Here is a 25,693-nt window from a genome sequence, read left to right as displayed (position 1 = left end):
GGTGACCTTCAGTTGAAATTATTGCTTTGGACGAACCGTCCTCTGCTCAATTCTCTTCTCGTAGTTCTTTCCTTCGAAGATGCGCTGCACAAAGATTCCAGGGGTGTGAATCTCATTTGGATCAAGCTGACCAGCAGGAACGAGCTCTTCTACTTCTGCAACCGTGATTTTTCCAGCCATCGCCATCATCGGATTGAAGTTTCTTGCCGTTCCCTTAAAGATCAGGTTTCCAGCCTCGTCGCCCTTCCATGCTTTCACAAATGCAAATTCCGCTTCAAAGGCATGCTCCAATATGTGTGGCTTACCATTGAATTCGCGAACCTCTTTTCCTTCCGCCACTTCCGTTCCAAAGCCCGCTGGAGTGAAGAATGCAGGAATACCCGCGCCAGCCGCTCTACAACGCTCTGCCAAGGTTCCTTGGGGAATCAATTCCACCTCGAGTTCACCACTCAACATCTGACGTTCGAATTCGTCGTTTTCCCCAACATAAGAGGAAATCATCTTCTTAATCTGACGAGTCTGAAGAAGCAAGCCCAAGCCAAAGTCGTCAACCCCCGCATTGTTAGATATACAGGTAAGTCCCTTCACACCGGTTTTCTGAATGGCGTCAATCGCCTTCTCCGGAATGCCACAAAGTCCAAAGCCACCAAACATAACGGTCATGTCATCGCCAATTCCAGCGATCGCTTCCTCTGCGTTTGCAACTACTTTACGAATCATGGGTATCAGTTAAATTGATCGTCGGGATCGGAATCGCCCCCGCCAAAGCCAGGGTTTTGATCTCTTCGATATTGGTCGCAGTCTAATTGTATGGTCATCGGATAGTCTGGTTTCGCAAAGTCCTCCCTGCTCACATTCAATTCCGTATCGTTATAACACCTTCTCATGAAGTTGGCCCAAATTGGTAGGGCGGTTGTTGCACCCTGACCATAATACACACCACTAAAGTGTGCCGAACGGTCTTCACAGCCCGTCCAAACTCCCGTAATGAGGTTCGGCACCATGCCCATAAACCATCCATCACTCTGGTTTTGTGTTGTTCCCGTTTTACCCGCAATCTCATTCGTGAAACGGTATGGGAAACCCGTCACCACTCCGTTGCGATAGGTGTTCTCGTTTCCATTAATCTTCAAGCGAATTCCAGTTCCTGCCTGTGCAACGCCTGTCATCAAATTGACAATCGTATATGCGTCTTCCTCACTCATCACGCGCTCCTGACGAGGCAAGAATTCTTGCAGAACCACACCGTTCTTATCTTCAATACGCGTGATGAAGATGGGCTCAGAGTATCGACCTTTATTGGCGAAGGTCGTGTAGCTTCCAACCATCTCGTACACGCTCAAATCAACCGTTCCAAGGGCAATTGAAGGCGCTTCCGGAATTTCAGCTTCGATGCCCATTCTCCTTGCCAAGCGAATCACCGGAACTGGTCCTGTCTGTTTCATCAAATACGTGGTGATCGTGTTCATGGAATGCGCCAGTCCTTCCTTCAAGGTCACAACGCCACCATATTCATCACCGGAGTTTTTCGGACACCAATCGTCCATCAAACCATACTGGCCCGCCTCTATACAGGTGAGCACGTTTGGTACCTGCATGCATGGCGAATAGTGCTTTTGTTCAATCGCTGTAGCGTATACGAACGGCTTAAACGTTGAGCCTACCTGGCGACGACCCTGCTGAACGTGGTCGTACTTGAAGTAGCGATAATCCACACCGCCAACCCATACTTTGATAAAGCCAGTTTGCGGTTCAATCGACATCATGCCTACCTGGTAGATGCTCTTCATGTATCGGATTGAATCCTTTGGCGACATAATCGTATCCAGTGGTCCGTCCCAAGAGAATACCTCCATTTCAACGGGTGTGGTATACACGAGATTGATACTGTCGTCCGAAACGCCATTTTTCTTCATCGACTTGTATTTTGGCGTTTGATGCCATGCCGATGCTAGGATGTTTTCAATCTGACTTGTTGAATTGTTCTGGAAGTAGAATGGGAAGGTAGATCTGTCGCCATCCACCTTCACGAATACGCGCTGTAGGTTCGATAAGTGCTCGGTTACAGAGGCTTCGGCATAGGCCTGCATACGGCTGTCTATCGTGGTGTAGATTTTCAACCCATCTGTGTAGATATTGTACTTGTCACCGTTCGGCTTTCTGTGCGTTTCCACCCAATCTTTCATGTAGCTTCGTACATGTTCTCGGAAATACGGGGCTGGCCCGCGGGTATGTGAGGAGCGATTGAAATTCAGGTCCAACGGAAGCTGAGAAAGCGAATCTGCATCCTCTTGTGACAAGAATCCATTGCGCACCATTTGACCAAAGACCGTATTTCTGCGGTTGATGGTAAGCTCTTCGCGGCGAATGGGATTGTAAAGCGCAGGGTTTTTCACCATGCCAACAAGCATGGCCGCTTGATGAATCTTGAGGCTGTCGGGCGAACAGTTGAAGTAGGTTTGAGCGGCGGAGTTGATACCTACCGCATCGTAAAGAAAGTCGAACTGATTGAGGTACAAGACAATGATTTCGTCTTTGGTGTAGCGTTCCTCAAGGCGAGTTGAAATCACCCATTCTTTAAACTTCTGACCAATTCGCTCCACGAGGGTTACGTTGTCGAAGTTGTCTGAGAAAAGCTGCTTTGCAAGCTGTTGCGTAAGGGTAGAACCCCCACCATTTCGTCCCATTTTAGCCACGGCACGAGCAAGAGCCCTGAAGTCGATACCACTGTGTTCTCTAAATCGCTCGTCTTCTGTTGCAATAAGGGCATTTACCAGGTGAGGAGGAAGGTTTTCGTATTCGGAATGGATGCGATTCTCCTCGAAGAAGGTGCCTAGAATCTCATTGTCGTTTGAGATGATTTGCGATGCCAAGAAGCTTTTCGGGTTCGCAATTTCCTCTGTAGAGGGAAGTGGTCCAAAGGCTCCAACGCGTGCCAAGAGCACACAAAGGAAAAGTGCGAGTGCTGGCGACAGGAAGAGGATCCAAAGCCATTTGACGTACTTCCTGAAATCGTCCTTTTTTGCTTTCTTTTCAGCCATTAGTCGTTTTCTTTGAGAGGGAGAATTCGCAAGCCAATATCTTCAATTCCCGTGAGAACTTCTTCGCGCATGCGCTGCTCTATTCGAAATTGGTAAGTTCCTCTTTGAGGGAATCGGAGCTTATTTCGATTGTAGGGAGCTTCCACCGTTTTCAACGCGCCGAATCCATCGCCTAACCATTTCCCATCGGGTTGTGCCAACTGGTAATTGATTCTGTCGGCATGCATCGATTCGCCATTGAATAGAATCTCCCGAGAAAGCCAAAGGTTCTGATAAGGATACTCCGTATTATGCCTCAATTGAAGTACTATTCCGTACTCCGCGGTGGTATCGTCAATCACAACTTCGAAGGTCACCACGCTGTCTTTATGCCATGACGCATTCGAAACATGGTGAAACTCGTCGTAGATCGCACCATTGTCGCACGATGAAATCGCTATTCCCAAAAGGGCAAGGGGTATGAGGAGTTTACGCTTGATCATTTGGCTTTTGATTACCGGATCGGTTGCGATTCGGACGTCTTCTCTTCTTGTTTCGATTGTTGCTGTTGCCTTGTGCCTTCGGGGCATTGCCTTTGTTCTCTGCAGATGCTTGTTGGCCGCCTTGCTTCTGACGTGGTCCTTTAGGCTTATTCCTGTTGTTGGAACGTTTCGGCTTTTGATTTTCTTTTGCTTCAGGCGCAGCATTTTGTTTGTTCTGTGCTGGCTGACCTGTGCCTCCCTGCTGAGAATTGCCTCTCGGTTTGCGACGCTTGTTGCGGCTGCGTTGCGGTCGATCGAAACGGTTGATGTCATCTTGACCAACTACATTATCGAAATCCGGTTCAGCTACCTCAACCTCAGCCATGAGTTCTTCGAGTGAAGCGGGCTTTTCGCCTTTGGCGTTCATCTCTAAGATCTCTTTTACAGCGCTGGTGTCTAGCGCAACCCAGGTCATCGCCTCATCCACATAAGCATACCACATTTTACCCTGGAAGATGTCCATCTTCATGTATGCTGCGTCGCCGCGCTGGGTTTTCAGTCGCTTGTTGGTCTCAGGAAACTCTTTCAGTGCTTCAACGTAAGAGTCGAGCTCGTAATTCAAACAGCACTTCAATTTTCCACACTGGCCTGCGAGTTTCGTGGGGTTGAGGGATAACTGCTGATAGCGTGCTGCCGAGGTGTTCACACTTCGAAAGTCTGTGAGCCAAGTCGAACAGCACAGTTCACGTCCGCATGAACCAATGCCACCCAGGCGACTTGCTTCTTGACGCGCACCGATTTGACGCATTTCGATACGAACGCGGAACATGCTCGCTAGCTCACGGATGAGTTGGCGGAAGTCTACGCGATCGTCAGCGGTGTAGTAGAAGGTCGCTTTGGAGTTGTCTCCTTGAAATTCTACGTCGCTTATTTTCATGACCAGTTCAAGGCGTTGCGCAATTTCGCGAGCCTTGAGCATGGTTTCATTCTCTCTTTCGCGACCTTTTGTCCAAAGGTCGAGGTCTTTCTGGTTGGCCTTTCGGTAAACCTTGAGGAATTGATCGGGGTGTTGACGAAAGCGCTTCTTTCGCATTTGAAGCCTGACGAGTTCCCCGGTGAGAGATACTTGTCCGACATCGTGGCCTGGCTGGGCCTCAACGGCTATCATGTCTCCCATGTGAAGGGATAGCTCGTCTACATTTTTATAGAACTCCTTTCGGCCGTTCTTAAAGCGAACCTCTACCCATTCGAATGGCTTTTGTCCGGCTGGTTGTTCCATGTCCGAAAGCCAATCAAAAACGGTGAGTGTGTCGCATCCACTTGTTCCACACGATCCATTCCCCCGGCATCCTTTGGGAAGACCGCCACCACTACTGCATGTGCTACATCCCATTTTGTCGATGTGATTTTCCGGGTTATTCCCCTAAATGTAACAACTTTTTAGGGGCTTCCCCGTTCGGGGTTTAAGCGCAAAGATAACGAACGAATCTGCGCGGAACAGAATTGCTTTTCATTAGCGTAATTTGCAAGTATGCGTAACCAACTACTCACAGCTTTTATCTTGGCATCGTGCTCGCTTTTTGCCCAGCAAATTGGAGCATGGGGCGACTTGTATTCGTACAACCGTGTCAACGATATCGTTCGTCTCCCCAATGAGGTTTATCTATGTGCTGCGGGTCGAGCCATGTACACCTTTGATTATCCCGATCGAGAGGTGGCTAAGTTCTCTAAAGCCAATGGATTAAACGATGTTGATGTAGCAAGTATCGAAAGAGATCCTGTATCTGGACGAGTAGTGGTGGGTTATGCAAACGCGAACATCGACATACTCGATGGCGATAGAATCATCAATGTTTCAGACATCTTTGATGCTAGTAAATATGCTGGGTTGAAACGAATCAACGAAATATATATCCGAGACGGAATCGCCTATCTAGCTACCGGATTTGGCGTTGTTGAATTGGATATTGAACGAGAAATTATCCTAGACACCTGGATCCTCGGCGACAACAATACCGAATTAGAAGTTTTCGACCTTGTGTTTCACGATGGTTTCGATTCCGTTTATGCTGCTACTGAAGATGGCCTGTACAGAGCCTCCGTGAACGATCCTCTTTTCTTTTATGAAAGCTGGAGCAAAGACGAGAGAATTCAAGAGCCTCTTAGCGGCATGGTTGACATTGTGAATAACGTCCTCTTTACGGGGGTGAGATTTGTTCAACAAGATTCACTACTCATGCATTCTCCGGGACTTGGTTGGATCAATGCTCCGGATCCAAGCCTTGGTGAGATTCAATTCCTTCAAGCCAAAGGCGATAAGCTGCATGTCTGCTTTGCCTTCTCCTCAGAAATTCGTGGCGACAACGGAGCAATCGAAGATATTGTAACCGGAGGGTTTGGTGGAAATGCAGGATTTAGTCCGCGATGTTTCGAAATAGGTGCCAACGAGAATTGGTTTATCGGCGACAACAACCAAGGATTGATTTTCGTAGACAACCCCAACTTCGTACAACGAGCCAAGCCGCTATCACCAGAATCTAATAACGTGTATTCCGTATACGACGGCAATACGGGGCTTTACATTTCAACCGGAAACGTAAACGGTGTTTGGGCCCCCACATTCAATTTTCAAGGTTTCTATCAATTAAATGATGAAAAGTGGACCACCTTTGGAGTGGGCGCCACGGATACAGCCCACGACGTCCTCCAAGTTCTGGAAGATCCATTGGACCCGACGCGTTTCTTCGTGGCAGCTATGGGTACGGGTATCCTAGAGTATCGAAACGGTACTTTATTCGAAACCTGGGATGTTGCAAGCACGAACGGTGTGCTAACGAACACAGGAAACAACCAGAACGACCTCCGCACAGGAGGAATGGTTTTCGATGCCGACGGCGTGTTGTGGGTCACTACTTCCGAGGCACCAAATACGCTGACGTCCTACGACAGAGACGGAAACTGGCAGGCCTGGCCAATCGGTACTTTTAGCGGACGAGGCGCGAAGAACATTCGCGTTCTCGAAAACGGGGACATTTGGATTCAAGGAAGAAACGACGGAATCTACGCTGTCCGGATTGAGAACGGACAAGTTTCAACTCAGCACTTGAGCACTGGTCAGGGGAACGGAGATTTATCGAGCTCGTTCATCCACGATTTTGAAGAAGATCGCGATGGAGAAATTTGGATTGGAACCGGAGAAGGTGTGATGGTCCACTATGCCCCTAACAACCTATTCGAACCCGGAAGAAACTACGATGCACAATCAATTTTGATTCTTGAAGATGGAGTGTATCAAAGACTCTTAGGATCAGAAGGGGTTCTAGCCGTTGAAGTTGACGGCGCTAACAACAAATGGTTTGGCACGGAAACAGGTGGCCTGTTCTACACTTCCGACGATGGAATTGATGAAATCTATCATTTCACAAAAGAGAACTCCCCTCTGCCAAGCAACAGAATTGTTGATGTAGAAGTAGAAGATGAAACGGGCGTAGTTTACATCGCAACAGACCTCGGGGTAGTTACGTTCAATGGAACAGCTACTGGCGGTTTGGACCAAATGGACGAAATCTCGGTTTATCCGAATCCTGTAAGACCAGGTTATGAGGGCCCAATCGCTATCCGAGGATTGGTCACAGATGCCCAAGTTAAGATCACTGATGTTTCGGGAAATCTTGTCTTCGAGACACGCGCCAATGGCGGTCAGGCTATATGGATGGGAACCGATCTCGACGGTCGACGGGTAGCCACCGGAGTTTACCTGGCGTACATAACCGACGATCTTGGGGAAAACACCGCTGTCGTGAAGATTCTACTCGTCAACGGTAACGGATGAGCCCTTCAGAACAGAAAGTTCAAGCCATTGTGTTGGGCGTTGTGAAATATGGCGACCACGGCCACGTCATGCGAACCTTCACCCCCTCTGTAGGATTAACGCCTTTCATGGTCCACAGCTTAAGGTCAAAGAAGGCCGGTACCATGCGACCGTCCATGACCATGCCCATGAGTGTTCTCGACATCGTTGTGAATGCTCGTGGTAAGGGTAATCTCAAGACCATCTCTGAGGTTCATCCCATTGAACATTGGCGGACGTTACACACCGACCCAATTAAGATGACGCTTTGCACTTTCGCATCAGAGGTTGTTCAAAAGGTCATTACCGAAGAACATGCGGAAGAGGCGCTTTTTGAAGACCTTCTCAAATGGCTATATGCATTGGATGATGAAGATGCCAAACTGGGGACTTCCGCCCACGAACTACTGCTGAAGCTCTCGCGCCACCTCGGCTGCTTCCCTCATATTGAAACGTATAAGACAGATTATGTGTTCGATATGCTCGATGGCTACTTCGTTTCAGATGCCCCAAATCATTCCCATTGGCTTACGGCACGTGAAAGCACAGCGCTGGTAGACTTGATTCATCACAAGAAGGTGGATAAGGTTATGAGGCAAACGCTTCTAGGCGAATTACTCTCGTATTTGAGAATTCACCACGAGCCGTTTGGTACGGTAAAGTCGCTTGAGATTATTCGAACGCTCCTTACTTGAGCTTGATTGAGCGGAGGACAACCTCCATCTCCATCATCAATTTATTCTTCTTACTATCTGGTCCGAAGATGAATGCATCAGCGGTGACGATAACGCCATTTTCCTCATCGTAAATAGAGTAGCTGAGGAATGGACCACCCATAAAATCACCGTATGTTCTCCATAGACCACGAAGTTCGAATGCGAGATTCCCATCGATTGTTGTGGTCGTCAAGCTTGGCGGAATTCGCATTTCGGTGCCTGGGTAAGAGCCTTCAGAAGGGCCTTCGAAATTGTGTTTCAAGATGGAATCACGAACGGCAATGATATCGGCTCCTGGCGACACATTGTCGTCAATCGGGCGAGTATAAAAGAACATTGCCTGATTGGTGTGTGCATTAACTGCGTAGAAGATCTTGAGGTTGGGCTTATCCTGTGTAAGTGTGAGATTATCGGGTAGAATCATGGATTCAATTCCCAATTCGTTGAGCGCTTCAGGTAGCGCATTCTTGGCAGTTCTGCGAACACGTCTGCGTAAGACCGACATGTCGTGTTTTTCGAAAAGCTCTGCCAATTCTGGTTCCTTTTCGTTGAAAAGTTGAGCGAGTTCAAGCTTGGTTGGAGCCACGAAGCTCACAATGAGCTGAGGCTGGGCCCATTGATCTCGAACAGTGAACATTTGGGCCGTGGTATCGGGATTCACATGGAACATGACAATGCTCTTGTAGGTCTCGAAGAGGTCACCAAAGGCTTTGTGGTCAACTTGGAAAAGAAGGAATCGAGGTTCCGGTTGAGGTAGCCCTGCAACTGGAGATGCTAGTCTGTCGCGAATGAGACTTCCGAATTGCCCTTCCCACAACTCGTCGTCCATAACGAGCATCATTTCGTTGTGTGTTCCTTTGCTGTCGCGCAAAATGACGCGCGGATCTTTGTCGGACGAACAAGCTGAAAAGAGAACTACAGAAACGAGGAGGGCAAATATCTTTCTCATTATTGTGGGTGTATAACTAGCGTTTGACCTGGTCTTAAGCTAGATGCACTGCGAATATTGTTCCATTCCATGATATTGTCGGCAGAAACTCCAGGATATTTTCGCGCGATGTCATAAAGCGTATCGCCGCTTCTCACGGTATAGCGCACTCCGCCATTGCTAGTTGTCGTAGTTGCGGTTCTCGTTTCTTGCTGAGGAAGTCTTCTTGGATAGATGATGAGACGTTGTCCTACGCGAATCGTCGTTCCTCTCAACCCATTCCAACTCTTGATTTGTCCAACGCTCACTCCGTACTTTTCACCAATGACCCCGAGCGACTCGCCACTTCTCACGCGGTGAACGAGGCGTTCGTCCATTTCTTGATGCTCTGGTTCTTCTGCTTCCTTCTTCTCGAACTCCGCTGCAGCCATGGCGTAAATACTGTCTTCGTTTGTAATGAACACACCCATTGCTTCTCTCGGCAGAACGAGGTAGTGATTCTGACCAGAGATCTCTGGAATGAACTCTGTTTTGTAGCTGGGGTTCAAGATGCTGATGGCCTCTTTATCTACTCCGGTGACTGTGCTGATTTGGTCGAAGTTCAGCTTGTGGCGCACGCGAATTGTATCGGTTTCATAATACGAAAGGATAGATGGGGTAGGGTACAGACCGTGCTCCGGAGCATAGCTCATCACGTAATTCACGGCGATGAAGGCAGGCACATATCCTGCGGTTTCGCGCGGCAACCAAGGTCGGATTTCCCAATAATCGCGCTTGCCGCCAGAACGACGGATTGCTTTATTCACGTTACCCGGTCCACTGTTGTATGCAGCGAGGGCAAGGTTCCAATCTCCAAAAATGGAATATAGTTTTGTCAGGTAATCACATGCGGCCTCCGTGCTTTTATGCGGGTCACTTCTTTCATCCACATAACTGCTTACGCGCAGGCCTTGCATGCGGCCGGTGGCGTACATAAACTGCCATAGGCCTTTCGCCCCAACGCGACTTCTAGCCTGAGGGTTCAATGCGCTTTCAACGATGGCCAAGTACTTCAACTCGATAGGCATATCGTACTTATCCAACGTCTCCTCAAACATCGGGAAGTAGTATTCGGCCAATCCAAGCATTCTTGAAACTTGTTCTCTTCTGCGGTTCGCGTATAGATCGATGTACCGGCGAACTTCTTGATTGTAAACGAGGTCGAATGGTGTTCTGGAATTCAGGTCAGCCATGCGCAATTCCATTATGCTATCGGAGAATTGCGGAATGGAATCTAGTGCGTAGAGGGATGAATCTAGCTCTAGTTCTGGGAAAGTCTCCGATGCAAAAAGCACAGAATTCATGAGGCTATCTAGTCTCGCCGCAAAAGGATCGTCTTCGAACGTCCACTCTTCGTTAGCCAGAGTATCTGTAGTGCTAACATCGGTAGAATCACCTGGCCCTGCCCATGCCGAGAAGGACATGGAAAACACGGTGAATATGAGGAGGGGATTGTGGGCTTTCATGATTCAACAACGTTACGGTTGTGTTGGTACGTATACTGTGAACGTACAAAGATATATTACCTCCAACGCACTGGTTGTCGGATAGTTCTGAACATTAACAGGCTGAAAACTGCTATTCGGAAATCAACATCTTGGCAATTCGAAGGAGCTTGTCGTCTTCAAATCTGCCAGTCATCAATTGGATACCGAAAGGCATGCCATTGCTGTGAGTGCCTGTAGGAACCGAAATTGCTGGATTTCCAGCGATGTTGGCTTGAACCGTGAAGATGTCTTCCAAGTACATCACTGTAGGATCCGAGAGTTCTTGCTCGAGCGGAAACGCTGTGTGTGGGGAAGTTGGAAGGAGAATCGCATCGTAGTCGGCTAGCACTTCGTCAGTTTTTTGACGAATGAGGTTTCTCGCCTTTTGAGCTTTGCCGTAGTAAGCGTCGTAGTAGCCGCTTGAAAGTACGAATGTACCAAGCATGATTCTACGCTTTACTTCTTCGCCGAAACCTTCTGTTCTAGACTTTTTGTAGGTACTCTCGAGGTCGGTTGCATTCTCACTTCTATATCCGAAGTGAACGCCGTCGTAGCGCGCCAAGTTAGACGAAGCCTCAGCCGTAGTAAGGATGTAGTAAATCGGCACTAGAGAGTCGAGGTATGGAAACTCGAGGGCATCAACTGTGTGTCCTTCAGCGCGAAGGCCTTCGATTTTTTGCTCGATATGTGCCTTAATCTCCGGATCTAAGCCCTCTCTCTCGAGTACATCGGCATAGTATGCGAATTTCAAAGGCCCTTCGACTTTGGCTAGGTCGCCGTGGTCGTCAGCCGGACGAGAGCTCGAGGTGCTGTCCATCTCATCTTTGCCGCCCATTACTTCCATGACACGAGCGATGTCGTCCATGTTTTTGCCAAACGGACCAATTTGATCGAAAGAGGAAGCGTAAGCAATTAGCCCGTAGCGGGAAACGCGGCCGTAAGTAGGCTTGTGACCGATTACTCCGGTAAAGCTGGCAGGCTGACGAATGGAACCGCCGGTATCTGAACCAAGCGCGATATGGCAGAGATTTGCGGCAACAGACGCGGCTGCTCCACCGCTAGATCCACCAGGGGAAAGCGATGTGTTGAGTGGGTTTTTCACAGATCCGAAAGCCGAATTCTCGTTGGAGGAACCCATGGCAAACTCGTCGCAATTGGTTCTTCCGATAACGATGGCATCCTCGGCGAGGAGACGTTCTACGGCAGTGGCGGTGAAAAGCGATTCAAAGCCTTCAAGAATCTTAGAAGCAGCAGAAACCTTGTGGTCTTTAAAGCACATGTTGTCTTTAATTGAAACCACAAGGCCGGCAAGTTTACCCGCGGTGCCGTGTTGAATCTTTTCATCGATTACGGTGGCACGCTGACGAGCGTCTCCGGCGAAAACTTCTAGGAAAATATTGAGGTCGGTGTGCTGATCGATGCGCTCGAGAAACTCGTTCACGACATCAATCATCTTCACCTTTCCGGCTTTAAGTTCGGCTTGCAAATCCGCCAAGCGCGTATACTCCATTCTGTGTGCGTCTGGAATTAGGCTTATTTCTCTTTGTTGTCAGACTTGGCGTCCGACTTCTCGTCTTCCTTCACGGCATCCTTGAATTCCTTGATACCACCGCCAAGTCCGCGCATGAGCTCAGGAATTTTGCGACCTCCAAAGAGGATAAGTACAACAACAAGGATGAGGACAAATCCCCAAATGCCGAATTTCTGAATGAAAAGGAATGTCTCGTTCATGATTCCTCCTAAAATTTAGTTGCGGCAAAGGTAGTAAAAGCGCGGCAGGGAGTGCTCAGTTTCGGTTGTGGAATTACCTCGACCAATTTTGCATCCATTCTTGGCGTAACAAACCGTAAACCAGCAGGTCGCGGTACTCGTTTGCGAAGTGTGTCACATGGCGCAAGTGGCCCTCTTTCACAAAGCCGAAGTGTTCCACCACGGCAGAACTTGCCGTGTTATGTGGGTTTATCCAGGCCTCAATGCGCTCAAGCTGCATTTCCTCAAAACCGAATTCCAGAGAGGCTTCAATGAGTTCCCGCATGTAACCTTTGCCTGTTTGAGTGGGGGCTAGACCGTACCCTAGCTCGCCTGTCTTGTTCTTCTTATCCCAGCGCCAAATACCAGCATAACCTACTTGCTCGCCCGTGGTTTTGTCTTCCGCAATCCACTGAATCCCCGTTTCATTTTCGGCACGGTCGAGAATAGTATTCAAATGCGCAACAGATTCACTTCGCTCGGTCATACACGGCCGGTCCATGTACTTCATGAATCCGTCATGCGAACGCAGTTCGAAAAACCAGTCGGTGTCCTTCTCCAAAATGGGTTTTCGCAGGAGGAGACGAGCGGTGGTTTTGCGTGGGATTTCCATGTTACGAGAACTTCTCAGCCAAAGCCGCCATCACCTTCTTCGGATTCTTACCCTCGTAGAGGATTTTGTACACCGCATTGGAAATTGGCATCTTGATGTCCAAGTCCTTTTTCACGCTTTTGATAAGCTTTGTAGCGTAGTATCCCTCCGCAACCATGTTCATTTCCAACATGGCCGAGCGCACCGTGTAGCCCTTTCCAATCATAGTACCGAATAGCCGGTTTCGGCTAAACTGAGAGTAGGCAGTAACCAACAGGTCGCCTAGGTAGGCCGAGCCGGTAATGTCACGCTTAATCGGGTGAACGTTCTTGATGAAGCGCTTCATTTCTCGCGTAGCATTGCTCACCAAAACGGCCTGGAAGTTATCTCCGTAGCCCAATCCATGACAGATTCCCGCTGCAAGCGAGTAGATGTTTTTCAGAACAGCGGCATACTCGGTTCCGTAAATATCGTCGGATGTGGAGGTCTTGATAAAATCGCACGCCAGCGCCTTGGCCATGTTTGAGGCGTATTCTTCCGTTTGGCTTGCACACGTGAGGTAGCTGAGGCGTTCAAGGGCAACCTCTTCGGCATGACAAGGCCCCATGATTACTCCAATGTTCTCAATAGGAACGCGGTACTTGTTGAAGAAAAATTCTCCCACAATGACATTCTCATCGGGTACAATTCCCTTGATAGCCGAGAATACCACTTTGTCTTCTAGTGGTACTGTGAGTGCTTCTAACGCAGGTTTTAAAAAGGCGCTAGGAACGGCGAAAATGATGTAATCAGCTTCAGATACGATGTGATCTAAATCTGTGGTCACATCTATTCTTTCTGTCTGAAGCTCTACACCCGTAAGGTATTTTGGATTGTGATGGTAGCGTTTGATGTGCATCACCGCCTCTTCATCGCGCATCCACCAACCCACGTAATCATTCGTTTCCGAGAGGATTTTAACGAGCGCTGTGGCCCATGATCCTCCCCCAACTACGGCTATATTTAGATGCGTTCCCTTGCCTTCTTTGTTCTTTCCCATGCTAGAATGTTAGTTCGTATTCGAGCTCCTCTTCTCCGCGCTTAACCGTCACGGTAGTGGTCTGCCCAGGCTGAAAAGCGCCCAAGGCCTTCATGTATCCGTAAATGTCAGTGGTCGGGTATTCACCCAGTTTCATGATGATGTCGCCTGCTGCAAGGCCTGCTTTCGATGCAGGCTTTCCGTCCGTAACACCGTCTACCTTCACCCCTGGACCACCGAAAACATAATCTGGAATGATACCCAATGTGACGTTGAAACGTGGAGTAGATTGCGATTCTTCGGCAGTGCGCTGAAAGGTGATGTCTGCCGGAATTGCATTGGCAATGTCGGCCAAGTAATCCGCAACATTCACGAGCCCTTCAAAGTTGATTTTATCGATATCATCACTCGGCTTGTGATAGTCTTCATGCGTTCCCGTGAAGAAATGGAGCACCGGTATATCCTTCTGGTAAAAGGAGGTGTGGTCTGATGCTCCCGTTCCACCCGCGCTCGATTTTACATCGAAGCCGTAGGTGTTTTGTTCGGCGATAATAGCGTCCCATTCCACGGCAGTCCCCGTTCCAGAAATAAGGATGGCCTTGTCTTCGTCCAACCTGCCAATCATATCCATGTTCAACATGGCTACAATGTCTAAGCTCTCGAAATACGGTTGCTCTGTGAAGTAATCAGAACCGAGGAGACCTCTCTCTTCTCCCGAAAATGCGATAAAAACGAGATTGAAATCTGGGGCGATATCATTGGCTATTCGTACCAAATGCAAAAGGCCGGTTGTGCCGCTGGCGTTGTCGTCAGCCCCATTGTGAATTGCTCTTTCGCCTCGGTACAACGAGTTTTCTCCACCATAGCCAAGGTGGTCGTAGTGCGCTCCTATAACGAGTGTTTGTTCTTTTCCACGGTCGAGTAAGCCAACTACATTCCGACCTTCTACAGACTTTGGAATGAGCGCAACTTCAACTTTGAATTCGGACTCGCTATCGAGGTATTCGTAACTCTCAGTCGCTGGTAGATAAATGGCCGGTATGCCGCCGGGCAAGGCTGAGTTGAATGATTTTCGAGGCGCTTGAGAGGTTTCGTCCTCCTTGATGAATATCACGCCTACCGCACCATGAGCAGCGGCGTTTTCAACCCGGTAATCCAAGCCGTGGTATTTCAAATATTGCGAATGTGGGTGGACACCATCCGGAGATGAGATGTCGATCACGGCTATTTTGCCCTCCACCTCCACGCCGTCGTAATCGTCGTGTTCCATTTCGGGAGAGGTGATGCCGAATCCTACTCTGACGAGTTTGCCTCGAGCTTCGCCGTTGCTTGAATAGCGAACCGGGTATGCCGACATCGCTGGGCCAACGGTAACCCAAAGATTATCTCCAACTTTTTCGCCGTTCGTGTAAAGCTCTTGAACGAACATCGAAATACCATTTTGGTGTGCTGGAGCCTCCATAGGCTCTGGGATAGGAAACGACTGAGTCCACGAAGAGTCGAGCGAATAATCGAAGGCTTCTTGTATATAATCACGTGCTTCGGCGATTCCGGGTGTGCCGGGACCACGACCTTCGAGTTCATCGGATGCGAGAAAGGCCATGTCCGCTCGTGCGAGGTCAATCTCGTTTTGGGCGAAGGCTGTAATTCCTACAAAAAGTAAAAGGGAGCTAAGCCACTTCTTCATGGGTGGAAAATTTGAAATCCTAACAAAGATAGGATTCACGAGCCACTATGACTTCTTTCCGCGGTTGAAGAAAATGAGAAGGATGACGCCTACCGTGATGGCGCTATCTGCAATATTGAAAATTGGTCGGAAGAAGCGGAAACTTTCACCGCCCCAAATAGGCATCCAATCGGGGAATGTGCCTGAGAAAAGTGGGAAGGAAAGCATATCCACAACGTTTCCTTGAAGGAATCCGGAGTATCCTGCACCGAACTGCGAAATGCCGCCGTAAGCTACCCAGTTTTCAATTTCGGCATTGTACGTTAAACCCGAATCGAAGATCATCCCATAAAAGGCTGAATCAATCATATTTCCTGCAGCTCCAGCAAGAATGAGGGCGATAGAAATCAATTGAACTTTGGAGGCGTTCTTCTCAACGGATCGCTTTAGCCAGATGAAGATGGCCACGATAGCGACCAATCGGAAGCTGCTCAATACAATCTTTCCAATGTTTCCACCCCATTCTAATCCGAAAGCCATGCCTGGGTTTTCGATGTAATGAATGTTGAACCAATCGGTTACCTGAATGGAGTGGTTGTAGCCCATTGTGGTCTTGACCCAAATCTTAACGACTTGGTCCACCACTAAGATGGCCAACACTATGAGAAGGTGTTTCTTCAAGATTACTGACGGTTTTTCGCTTCGATGCTAAGCGTTGCGTGTGGAACCAAGCGAAGGCGCTCCTTGGAGATGAGCTTGCCCGTTACACGACAAATACCGTAGGTTTTATTTTCAATGCGAATAAGTGCATTCTTGAGGTCGCGGATGAATTTCTCCTGACGAGAAGCGAGCTGTGATGCGGTCTCTTTGCTCATTGTAGCAGAACCTTCCTCGAACGACTTGAACTGCGGAGAGGTGTCCTCCGTGCCATTGGTGAGGTCATTCTGGAACTGCTCGCGAAGAATGATTAAGTCTTCTTCGGCCTTGTGGATTTTCTCTTGGATAATCGCTTTAAAATCAGCGAGTTCTTTATCCGAGTATCTTACTTTAGGCTCGTCACTCATGATGTGTTTCTTAAAAACGGAATGTGCGAATATAGTTTTTTGGAACTATTATCCGCAGAATTCCAATTATGCTTTTTCGATGTGCACTTTCAGCGTGAAATCGTCGATTTCTACCGATGTTGCATCACCGTTTTCTTCCCACTTCCAATCTTCTGCGAGCACTTCAGAACAAACGTATTCTGAATTGGCTTCAACTGCTTTTTGGAGTTCACCAGATCCACCAAGTGTAAGCGAGATGCGATCTGTTACATCCAAACCAGAGTCCTTTCTGAGATTCTGAATTCGGTTCACCACTTCACGGGCCAAGCCCTCAGCAGTGAGTTCTTCATCAAGCGTAATATCCAATGCCACGGTCACTCCGTTCTCAGATGCTACAAGCATTCCCGGGATGTCGGCAGTCGATACCTCGATGTCTTCTGACTCGAGTTTCACGCTCTCACCATTTACGTCAATTTCCAAACTTCCGTTGGCTTCAAACGCACGGATGGCATCCGTGTCCATCTGATTTACATAGCCGGCTATGCCCTTCATGAGCTGGCCGTACTTTGGACCTAAGGTCTTAAAGTTTGGCTTGGCTTTCTTAACGAACATTCCTGCACTTTCGTCTACTGCTTCAACTGCCTTCACGTTCACTTCTGATGCCACCAAGTTCTCAATTGCTGATAGTCGGTTCTTGAAGGTGTCGTTAAGCACAGGGACGGTGATTTTTCTCAGAGGCTGACGCACACGGATTTTCTCCTTCTTGCGTAAACTGAGAACCATTGAGCTCAACTGCTGTGCAAGGTGCATGCGCTCCTCCAAATCCTCATCAATGGCAGAGTTGTCAACCGAAGGCCATTGCGATAGGTGCACGCTCTCAGAATTATCTTTTCCCGTTGCAGCATTCAAATCGCGGAAAAGGCGATCCATGAAGAATGGCGCCAACGGAGCACTCAATCTTGAAACCGTTTCAAGACAAGTGTAGAGGGTTTGATACGCCGAAAGCTTGTCGGTACCCATCGTTCCTTTCCAGAATCTTCTTCTACAAAGGCGTACGTACCAGTTGCTCAACTTGTCGTTCACAAAGTCACTTATCGCACGGAAGGCACGAGTAGGCTCATAGCTCTCCAATCCCGAGGTAACATCGTTAATCAAGGTGTTCAATTCCGAGAGAATCCAGCGGTCAATTTCCGGACGATCCTTCAACGGTACATCGGCTTCGCTGTACGTGAAGTTGTCGACGTTCGCATAAAGCGCGAAGAAGGCGTATGTGTTGTAGAGGGTGCCGAAGAATTTCCTTCTTACCTCTTCAATTCCAGATTCATCAAACTTGAGGTTGTCCCAAGGTTGCGCATTCGTAATCATGTACCAACGCGTTGCGTCCGCACCGTATTGATCCATCGTTTTGAATGGATCCACCGCGTTGCCCAAACGCTTCGACATTTTCTGTCCGTTTTTGTCGAGCACGAGGCCGTTGCTCACCACATTCTTGTAAGCTACACTGTCGAACACCATGGTTCCAATAGCATGCAGTGTGAAGAACCAACCACGTGTTTGGTCAACGCCCTCAGCGATGTAATCCGCTGGGAAAACTTCACCAGAGTCAACACGCTCTTTGTTTTCAAATGGATAGTGCATTTGAGCGTACGGCATCGAACCTGAATCGAACCAAACGTCGATGAGGTCAGCCTCTCGTTTCATCGGCTTTCCACTTGGGCTTATCAAGGTGATACGGTCGGCATACGGACGGTGCAAGTCAACCTGATCGTAGTTGGCTTCGTCCATATTTCCCGCTTCGAAGTTGGCATACGGATTCTCATCCATCAGCCCAGCTTCAACGGCTTTGTCAATTTCATTCACAAGCTCTTCAACCGAACCAACGATGATGCGTTCGTCGCCTTCTTCGGTTGACCAAATTGGAAGTGGAATTCCCCAGAAGCGCGAGCGGCTAAGGTTCCAATCATTCAAGTTTTCAAGCCAGTTTCCGAAACGACCCGTTCCTGTGCTAGCAGGCTTCCATTGGATTTCTTTGTTGAGAGAAATCAATCGATCTTTTACGGCAGTTGTGCGGATAAACCAGCTGTCTAGTGGATAATAGAGCACCGGCTTATCGGTTCTCCAACAGTGCGGATAGCTGTGAACGTATTTCTGAACTTTGAATGCGCGGTTCGTCTTCTTGAGGTGGATTGCGATTTCCTCATCCACGCCGAGATCCGGCATTTCATCGTCGTTGTAGTATTCTTTCTTGACGTATTTACCTCCGTGTTCGCCAACACTTTTCACAAATCGACCTTGTAAGTCAACGAGCGGAACGGGGTTGTCATTTTCATCCAAAACGAGCATTGGAGGTACGCCTGCGGCGGATGCAACCTTGGCATCATCTGCACCAAACGTCGGAGCCGTGTGAACGATTCCCGTACCGTCGTCCGTAGTCACAAAGTCGCCAGGAATCACTCGGAAAGCCTGATTAGCATCCTGGTATGGCTGAGCCCAAGGAAGAAGCTGCTCATAGCGTACGTCCACGAGGTCGGCACCTTTGAACGACTTGAGCACTTTCCAAGGAAGGGTCTTCTTGTTGCCATCCCAGTTTTCAAGCTCACCGTCTACCTTGTCTCCTTCTTTCAGATAAGAAGAGAGCAGTGGGGTGGCCAGAACGATTCTGATGCGTTCTTGTGTGTATGGATTGAAGGTCTCTACGAGACTGTAATCGATTTTAGGACCAACAGTCAATGCTGTGTTCGATGGAAGCGTCCACGGAGTGGTCGTCCAAGCAAGCAGGAAAGTTTCTTCATCGCCAAATAGGGCCTTCGACTTTTCGTCGGCCACCACTTTGAATTGTGCGGTGATGGTGGTATCGGTAACATCTTTGTACGTGCCCGGCATGTTGAGTTCGTGTGAACTCAGACCAGTTCCCGCTTTTGGTGAGTACGGTTGGATGGTGTATCCCTTATATAGCAAATCTTTGTTGTAGATCTGCTTGAGGAGCCACCAAACGGTTTCGATGTATTTGGTTTTGTAGGTGATGTACGGATCATCCATATTCACCCAATACCCCATCTCTGAGGTGAGGTTCGACCACACATCGGTGTAGCGCATGACCGCCTTTCGACAAGCCTCGTTGTATTCTTCTACAGAGATGCTTTTGCCGATATCTTCTTTGGTGATGCCGAGCTCTTTCTCGACGCCGAGTTCAACAGGAAGGCCGTGTGTGTCCCATCCCGCTTTGCGGACCACCTTAAAACCTTGTTGCGTTTTGAAACGGCAGAACATGTCCTTAAGGGTGCGCGACATCACGTGGTGAATGCCTGGAAGCCCGTTTGCAGATGGAGGTCCCTCGTAGAAAACGTAGCTTTTGCCGCCTTCACGAGTAGACACACTTTTCTCAAACGTATTTTCCTGCTCCCACTTTTGTTTGATGTCCTTGTGGGCATCAGTGAGATCGAGGTGCGAATATTCTTTGTATGGTTTCTGTGGCTTTCCGCTCATCATCAAGGACTTTCGTCGATTTTAGATGCGCGAAAGTACGAAAACGAGAGGGTTTCTAGAAGCTATTCAGCCACTAGCTTGCCCTCTTGATAGGATAGATTGCTATTTTATTTCTGAGGCGGTCGTGCAGGTCGAACTTCAACCTTGCTCGGAAGTGCTCTCGGATTCATTTTGAAGAGGTCAACACAAAGCTCCCCAATGTCTTCCGGTTGAATCTTCCACGCGTCTTCTTCGCTTGGTGTATGTCCGTTGAAATGCGACGTTACCGAACCTGGCATAATGGTGCTTACATTGATTCCGTGGTGGCGTAGATCGAGCATGACGGCTTGGGTAAAACCGGTAAGCCCGAATTTTGAAGCGTTGTAAGCAGAGGCTGTTGGGAAGAAATTGGTGCCAGCCAAGCTTGAAATGGTGATGATATATCCCTTGGACTTCTTTAGTTCATCTAGGCCAGCCCGAATGGTGTGGAATACGCCGGTCAAGTTGGTATCGATTGTGTCGTGCCATTGCTCATCGGTAAGATTTTCAATAGAGGCAAAATGACCAAGACCGGCATTGGCGATTAGGAAATCAATTTTGCCGAAACGGTCTACCGTAGCTTTCACAGCAGCGTCCATAGACGCGCGGTTACGCACATCTGCTTCGATTCCCAGTGCATCGTTGCTGACCTCTTTTGCTCCAGCGTCTGCGCTCGACTGTGATCGAGAAGTAACCGCAACTTTTACGCCTTCTGCAGCAAGAGCTTGAGCGATTCCGAGGCCAATTCCTTTGGAACCGCCTGTGATGAGGGCAACTTTATTTTGGAGACTTGACATATCTGTATTTTGATTTTTGTGTTTTGAATGTGGGAATAAAAAAAGCCGTTCATCAAGAAGACGAACGGCTTTGGATATTGTTCACGATGGTTTAGAACTGGTATCGAATACCCAGTGCTATTCCATTCCAATCGAACCCTGCATCGTCTAGTACCCAAAAGTTTGGACGCCAGTCGAGGCTTAAGAGGAGGGGGAAGTCAAAATTGTACTCAAGACCTAGTTGGCCAGTAGCACCAATGTTTAGACCGCCTTCTGGAGAGCCTGGGAAATCGTCATCATAATCCCATGTGGCAACTGCAGCACCTGCGCCGGCATACCAATTGAGACCTCCGTCTAGGTTCCAAACCCATTGGTAAACCCCGTTAATGCCGATGACTGTGAGGTTATCATTTGAATTTAAGCCGAGATCAATTTCAAGTCTGTTGTTGCTGCCCATCGCACGCTGATAAGAAATTTCTGTTCCGAGGCCGTTCCCAGCACCCGCACGAATTCCGATTGCGTTAGGACTAATTGATTGTGCATTAGACGCGAATGAAAGGCCAAATGCAAAAGCTGCAATTGCTAAAACTTTCTTCATCTTGTTAGCTTTAGGTTGTTAAAAAAGTTGGATACTTCCATCTAAAATAGCGTTTTCCGCCATAGGTATCCGTATTTTTCAACTGGATATTGAACTCTTTGTTTAGGAATCATGAGATTTTCTTTCACACTTTTCTTGTTGTTGTGTTCATTTGCCTCGTTCAGTCAACTGGCTGATTCAACTAAATTTCTTGGTCCAAACGACACGATTCGGATCGGCGTTAAACACGCTCCTCCATTCGTAGCCATAGACGAATCTGGAGTCCACGGCCCCATTGTGAATTTTTGGGAAAGAATAGACCGAGAGTTCTATTGGCATTCAGAGTATGTTGAATATGAGACGGTTGAGGATATGCTCGACGCTGTCGCCTCTGGCGAGGTGGACATGAGTGTAAACCCTGTTACCGTTACGCCCCTTCGGTTAGGACAAGTGCATTTCACCCAGCCGTTTTATATTACTGATACCGCAGTTGTCCAAGAGCGAAGCAACCGGTACTTCACATTCATCAGGAGCATTTTCACGTGGAAATTTATTTCTGGCATTTTTGGTCTGGGAGTGATAATTCTCGTCTTCGGATTGGTGGTTTGGATCATCGAGCGAAGAAAAAACCACGAATTTCGAAAGGGCTTAAAGGGAATTGGCGACGGATTTTGGTGGAGTGCAGTAACTATGACCACCGTTGGATATGGAGATAAAGCGCCAAAAACCGGAATCGGACGAGCTATTGCCTTCATATGGATGATCACTGCAGTGGTTGGAATTTCCGGATTAACCGCTGGTATTGCATCGTCCCTAACCGCTCAACAATTTGAATCCGATATAAAATCCGTGCGCGACCTAAAGTCGTATCGCGTTGTGACGGTCGACAATACCAGCACGAGTGATTACTTGAGTAGTTTCAACATTCCATACGTGGGAACGTCTTCAGTGGAAGAAGCCCTGGAAATTCTCCATAAAGGCGGTGCAGATTACGTGATTTATGATCGGGTGCTCTTGCGCTATGCCCTTTCTGAAACTCAGCTAGGTGAAGATTTAGAGATCTTGAAGACCGGTATTCGAACGGATTACTACAGCTTTCCAATCAACAAGGAGGTCAACATTATAGATCAAGTAAACCTGACCTTGGTACGCAATCTCAATGGAATGGACTGGATAGCCATTCGAGAATTCTATGGCTTGAAATAGTTTCGTACTTTCTGCGTTCATCACAAGAACCTAAACACTTGAAACTATGAAGGCTATAGCGCTATCGTTAGCCATTGTGGCTTGTTCCTATGCAGCCACGGCACAAACTGAATCAAATCGTCCTACTTCCGGAGACTATGCAATTGGACTTTCTTTCCGTCCCGATTTACTCTTTGGCGGAAACCAAGGCTTCGGTCCAGCCAATTGGTTTGACGGGCTAGATTTCCGCTACTACGGATCGAACGTCGCGCATCAGGTGAACGCCAACATGTTCATATATGCAAATGGTGTGGACGATGTTGATTTTGAACCTACGGGTGAGTATCAATATTCCTATTCGAACTTCAGTGTCCAAGCCGACGCCCGCTATTCATTCCTGTGGATGTCTGACATTGGCACAAATTGGCAAGTTTTGTACGGTCCGCAAATCGGAGCGGGCATCAATACCCAAAGAACGACTTACGATTATTCGCACTCTGCTCAGGAGTATGCTGACGCGAATCTCTACGGAAACTATTTCGAGGATCCAATCACGTACAACAACTATCAGCTCTTTCTTGGGGGATACGCAGAGATAGATTATTTCATCTCCAAGAGCCTCTATGTTGGCGTTTCAGTTTCGATTGAAGCTGCCCAATCCTTCAACCCTGGCCGAGAGATAAACTATAAGAGGTTTAGTCCCGGTTTTGTTGAAGATGTAGAGAGCAAATCGCCTTCTTCGTATAACCTGCAGGTAACGGGAGTGAATGCGGCGTTTGTGAAGTTTGGGGTGGTGCTTTGATGGGGTTGCCTCACACAGAGAATCAGAGGTCACGGAGAGGACGCTCGTAGTGAGAATGAGGGATGAGCGTGGTGGATCATCGTGTGTGTTTCTCGCAAAATCGCAAAAAGCAAAACCGCCAAAATCAAAATCATCGGAGTGCCTAGAAAAACCCGTCGGTGAACGGACATGGCGCAAAACGAGGCAAGAGTCACGGTGCTTTAGCGCGTGCCGGGTTTGGGATATGGTCGGGATTCTAACGCGATTCCCCGCCGGCTGGCGGGGATAATTATCATAGCCTCGTGGCTTTAGCCCGAGGTGTGTTCGCGGTGCGGGTTTCACCCGCCGGTAGTCGGGCAAGCTGCAAAACCGCAAATATTAAAATCATCGGAGTGTGCAAGAATCGCAAAACAGGTGCGGAGAATCGCCCACATGCGTTTTGTAATTTATAGCTGCGCTGAATTCCCTTCGCTTGGTACGGTGCTTTAGCGCGTGCCGGGCTTGGGATATAGCTGGGATTCTGATGCGATTCCCCGCCGGCTGGCGGGGATAATTATCATAGCCTCGCGGCTTTAGCCCGAGGTGTGTTCGCGGGGGTGTTTTTCCCGCCGGTAGTCGGGCAAGCTGCAAAATCGCAAAAAGCAAAACCGCCAAAATCAAAATCATCGGAGTGCCTAGAAAAACCCGTCGGTGAACGGACATGGCGCAAAACGAGGCAAGAGGCACGGTGCTTTAGCGCGTGCCGGGTTTGGGATATGGTCGGAACTTTCGATAGGCACGGCGCTTTAGCGCGTGCCGGGCTTAGGATAGGGTCGGAACTTTCGATAGGCACGGTGCTTTCGCCCGTGCCGGGTCACGGAAAGGGCCGACTTTCACCTCACTCCACCGTCGCCACACACTTCAATTCAATCGCAATGGGTGTAGGCAGGCTGTTGATTTCAACCGTTGTGCGACAAGGCTGGTTCTCCTTGAAGTATTCCGCGTAAATCTTGTTGAACGTGTGGAAGTCGCGCTTCATGTTTACCAAGAACACCTGCACGTCTACGAGTTGCTCCCAGCTAGATCCAGAGGCCTCCAAGATGCGCTTGACGTTGTTGAACACACTGTGCACCTGAGCTTCAAAATCGAACTCAAGAAAATTGCCGTTATGGTCGAGCTTTAGGCCCGGAACTCCACTATCGTTGGCGTCGGAACCAGCGGTACGTGGACCAACACCAGATAAGAAAAGAAGGTTGCCAACTTTTCGTGCGTGAGGGTAAAGGCCAACTGGTTTTGGGGCGTCTTCAGCGTTAATCTTGCTCATTACAGTAAGTATTCTCCATGGATAGGCTCTAGCGACTCTGGGAGGTCAGGCTCATCCAACATTTCTAATAAGTTTCTTTCTAGCGTGCGGGTAAGTGCACTCATTGGAGTGTCCGATGGGAGGTTCTCAAACGGATTCATAATCGTGAGTCCGTTGTAGAACGTCGTATAAAACACATACCCGATAATCCATCCAAAAAGGATAGCCCACCATCCCAAGATGGCGTGAATTGAAATAGCATTCAGGCTGATGAAAAGGAAGATGAAGAATTTCGTGAAGAACACATAGCTTGTCGGAAATACCGTGTTCTTAATCCGTTCACACATTCCCATTTGGTCTGTCATTCGAACCAAAGCTTCATCCAAGGCCTTAAAGGCAAATGGGTCGAGCTTCTTCTCCTTCAATCCGCGATGTATGTCCTGAGATTGCATCAACAAAATCGTGTTGGGCTGATGCTTTGAATCCCGCACCTTTTCTCGATCATCGGCGTTGAGGTATACGGCGTAGGTCGTTGACTCCAAACCACGCAAGTGATTCTTCACACAGTGTAGCCAGGCGAGGTGCCGGCGGACCATTCTATGTTTTGTTTCGGTATGCTTCGGATCGCCCTCGTCCCAGTACGTGAGCACTGAACGAGCCCATGAACGGGAATCGTTCACAATCATTCCCCACACTTTACGGGCTTCCCACCAACGGTCATATGCCTGGTTGTTCGTGAAACCAATGAAGAATGCAATCGCAGTACCCAGAATAGCGGCCACAGAGATTGGAACCACAAAATCATCTTGCACGAAATAGTGGTATCCGAGAACGACAATACCAACTTCACCGAGGATGATGAGGTTGATGCGCCAAGTACGACGCAAAATTTCTCCGACTGACCAGTTTTTTTGGATGAGCATTGAACAAAGATAGGGTTAGGGCGGACATCTGAAAGTCAATTCAAAAATGATGAACCGTAGATTTTGCCAGACAAA

22 protein-coding genes are annotated in these 25,693 nt (G+C 48.4%); 4 read left to right on the top strand and 18 right to left on the bottom strand.

Translation table 11 applies throughout. From position 1 onward, the window contains the following. Nucleotides 1-18 precede the first annotated feature (18 nt). From F8C67_RS10580 to F8C67_RS10565, 4 genes are read right to left on the bottom strand one after another with little or no spacing between them, the layout of a single operon-like run. Nucleotides 19-720 (bottom strand): CoA transferase subunit A, encoded by a 702-nt coding sequence (locus tag F8C67_RS10580; protein ID WP_151667817.1) that lies wholly within the window; start codon nucleotides 718-720, stop codon nucleotides 19-21. 5 nt (nucleotides 721-725) lie between these two features. Next, complete coding sequence (locus F8C67_RS10575) at nucleotides 726-3,041, bottom strand: penicillin-binding protein 1A (protein ID WP_151667816.1); 2,316 nt, start codon at nucleotides 3,039-3,041, stop codon at nucleotides 726-728. Continuing rightward, nucleotides 3,041-3,523, bottom strand: a complete 483-nt coding sequence (locus tag F8C67_RS10570) for a gliding motility lipoprotein GldH (protein ID WP_170266432.1) — start codon at nucleotides 3,521-3,523, stop codon at nucleotides 3,041-3,043. The genes F8C67_RS10575 and F8C67_RS10570 overlap by 1 nt, the downstream gene beginning before the upstream one ends. Further along, on the bottom strand, nucleotides 3,510-4,781 hold the full coding sequence (locus F8C67_RS10565) for a PSP1 domain-containing protein (protein ID WP_317132320.1): 1,272 nt from the start codon (nucleotides 4,779-4,781) through the stop codon (nucleotides 3,510-3,512). The genes F8C67_RS10570 and F8C67_RS10565 overlap by 14 nt, the downstream gene beginning before the upstream one ends. 252 nt (nucleotides 4,782-5,033) lie before the next feature. On the opposite strand from F8C67_RS10565, the gene porZ reads away from it, so the two are divergent. Both porZ and recO read left to right on the top strand, forming a co-directional pair. After that, complete coding sequence (gene porZ / locus F8C67_RS10560; RefSeq protein WP_151667813.1) at nucleotides 5,034-7,334, top strand: type IX secretion system anionic LPS delivery protein PorZ; 2,301 nt, start codon at nucleotides 5,034-5,036, stop codon at nucleotides 7,332-7,334. After that, nucleotides 7,331-8,047, top strand: a complete 717-nt coding sequence (recO, locus tag F8C67_RS10555) for a DNA repair protein RecO (protein ID WP_151667812.1) — start codon at nucleotides 7,331-7,333, stop codon at nucleotides 8,045-8,047. The genes porZ and recO overlap by 4 nt, the downstream gene beginning before the upstream one ends. Here recO and F8C67_RS10550 read toward each other — a convergent pair. The 12 genes from F8C67_RS10550 to F8C67_RS10495 form a co-directional block, all read right to left on the bottom strand. Then, nucleotides 8,040-9,017 (bottom strand): DUF4837 family protein, encoded by a 978-nt coding sequence (locus F8C67_RS10550; protein WP_151667811.1) that lies wholly within the window; start codon nucleotides 9,015-9,017, stop codon nucleotides 8,040-8,042. The two genes, recO and F8C67_RS10550, sit on opposite strands and share 8 nt — an antisense overlap. Continuing rightward, a complete protein-coding gene (locus F8C67_RS10545; RefSeq protein ID WP_151667810.1) occupies nucleotides 9,017-10,501 on the bottom strand; it encodes a lytic transglycosylase domain-containing protein in 1,485 nt (494 codons plus the stop codon). The genes F8C67_RS10550 and F8C67_RS10545 overlap by 1 nt, the downstream gene beginning before the upstream one ends. Before the next feature lie 112 nt (nucleotides 10,502-10,613). Further along, nucleotides 10,614-12,032 carry an Asp-tRNA(Asn)/Glu-tRNA(Gln) amidotransferase subunit GatA gene (gene gatA / locus F8C67_RS10540; protein WP_151667809.1) on the bottom strand — a complete coding sequence of 473 codons (1,419 nt, stop codon included), beginning with the start codon at nucleotides 12,030-12,032 and terminating at the stop codon, nucleotides 10,614-10,616. A gap of 23 nt (nucleotides 12,033-12,055) precedes the next feature. Further along, a complete protein-coding gene (tatA, locus tag F8C67_RS10535) occupies nucleotides 12,056-12,253 on the bottom strand; it encodes a twin-arginine translocase TatA/TatE family subunit (protein WP_151667808.1) in 198 nt (65 codons plus the stop codon). Between the two features lie 73 nt (nucleotides 12,254-12,326). Beyond that, nucleotides 12,327-12,884 (bottom strand): GNAT family N-acetyltransferase, encoded by a 558-nt coding sequence (locus F8C67_RS10530; protein WP_151667807.1) that lies wholly within the window; start codon nucleotides 12,882-12,884, stop codon nucleotides 12,327-12,329. Nucleotide 12,885: 1 nt separating this feature from the next. Further along, nucleotides 12,886-13,902, bottom strand: coding sequence for an NAD(P)H-dependent glycerol-3-phosphate dehydrogenase (locus F8C67_RS10525; RefSeq protein ID WP_151667806.1), 1,017 nt, complete (start codon nucleotides 13,900-13,902; stop codon nucleotides 12,886-12,888). A gap of 1 nt (nucleotide 13,903) precedes the next feature. Continuing rightward, nucleotides 13,904-15,568 (bottom strand): M20/M25/M40 family metallo-hydrolase, encoded by a 1,665-nt coding sequence (locus F8C67_RS10520; protein WP_151667805.1) that lies wholly within the window; start codon nucleotides 15,566-15,568, stop codon nucleotides 13,904-13,906. Nucleotides 15,569-15,613: 45 nt separating this feature from the next. After that, complete coding sequence (locus F8C67_RS10515; RefSeq protein ID WP_151667804.1) at nucleotides 15,614-16,228, bottom strand: lipoprotein signal peptidase; 615 nt, start codon at nucleotides 16,226-16,228, stop codon at nucleotides 15,614-15,616. A gap of 2 nt (nucleotides 16,229-16,230) precedes the next feature. After that, a complete protein-coding gene (locus F8C67_RS10510) occupies nucleotides 16,231-16,611 on the bottom strand; it encodes a TraR/DksA family transcriptional regulator (RefSeq protein WP_151667803.1) in 381 nt (126 codons plus the stop codon). Between the two features lie 66 nt (nucleotides 16,612-16,677). Next, on the bottom strand, nucleotides 16,678-20,076 hold the full coding sequence (gene ileS, locus F8C67_RS10505; protein WP_223277553.1) for an isoleucine--tRNA ligase: 3,399 nt from the start codon (nucleotides 20,074-20,076) through the stop codon (nucleotides 16,678-16,680). 107 nt (nucleotides 20,077-20,183) lie between these two features. After that, on the bottom strand, nucleotides 20,184-20,891 hold the full coding sequence (locus F8C67_RS10500) for an SDR family oxidoreductase (protein ID WP_151667801.1): 708 nt from the start codon (nucleotides 20,889-20,891) through the stop codon (nucleotides 20,184-20,186). Nucleotides 20,892-20,982: 91 nt separating this feature from the next. After that, nucleotides 20,983-21,468: a hypothetical protein gene (locus tag F8C67_RS10495; protein WP_151667800.1), complete on the bottom strand. Its 486-nt coding sequence runs from the start codon at nucleotides 21,466-21,468 to the stop codon at nucleotides 20,983-20,985. Nucleotides 21,469-21,579: 111 nt separating this feature from the next. On the opposite strand from F8C67_RS10495, the gene F8C67_RS10490 reads away from it, so the two are divergent. After that, on the top strand, nucleotides 21,580-22,653 hold the full coding sequence (locus F8C67_RS10490) for a transporter substrate-binding domain-containing protein (protein ID WP_151667799.1): 1,074 nt from the start codon (nucleotides 21,580-21,582) through the stop codon (nucleotides 22,651-22,653). Between the two features lie 46 nt (nucleotides 22,654-22,699). After that, the gene (locus F8C67_RS10485; RefSeq protein ID WP_151667798.1) at nucleotides 22,700-23,434 is read left to right on the top strand and encodes a hypothetical protein; all 735 of its coding nucleotides are present in this window, start codon (nucleotides 22,700-22,702) and stop codon (nucleotides 23,432-23,434) included. An 856-nt stretch (nucleotides 23,435-24,290) separates the two neighbouring features. On the opposite strand, the gene F8C67_RS10480 is transcribed toward F8C67_RS10485, so the two are convergent. Both F8C67_RS10480 and F8C67_RS10475 read right to left on the bottom strand, forming a co-directional pair. Then, nucleotides 24,291-24,716 (bottom strand): RidA family protein, encoded by a 426-nt coding sequence (locus F8C67_RS10480; RefSeq protein WP_151667797.1) that lies wholly within the window; start codon nucleotides 24,714-24,716, stop codon nucleotides 24,291-24,293. Continuing rightward, on the bottom strand, nucleotides 24,716-25,618 hold the full coding sequence (locus tag F8C67_RS10475; RefSeq protein WP_151667796.1) for a bestrophin family protein: 903 nt from the start codon (nucleotides 25,616-25,618) through the stop codon (nucleotides 24,716-24,718). Before F8C67_RS10475 ends, F8C67_RS10480 begins: the two co-directional genes overlap by 1 nt. Nucleotides 25,619-25,693 lie beyond the last annotated feature (75 nt).

This window comes from Phaeocystidibacter luteus (genome assembly GCF_008933115.1).
GTDB classification, from domain to species: domain Bacteria; phylum Bacteroidota; class Bacteroidia; order Flavobacteriales; family Schleiferiaceae; genus Phaeocystidibacter; species Phaeocystidibacter luteus.
This window is presented reverse-complemented; position numbering and strand designations above follow the sequence as displayed.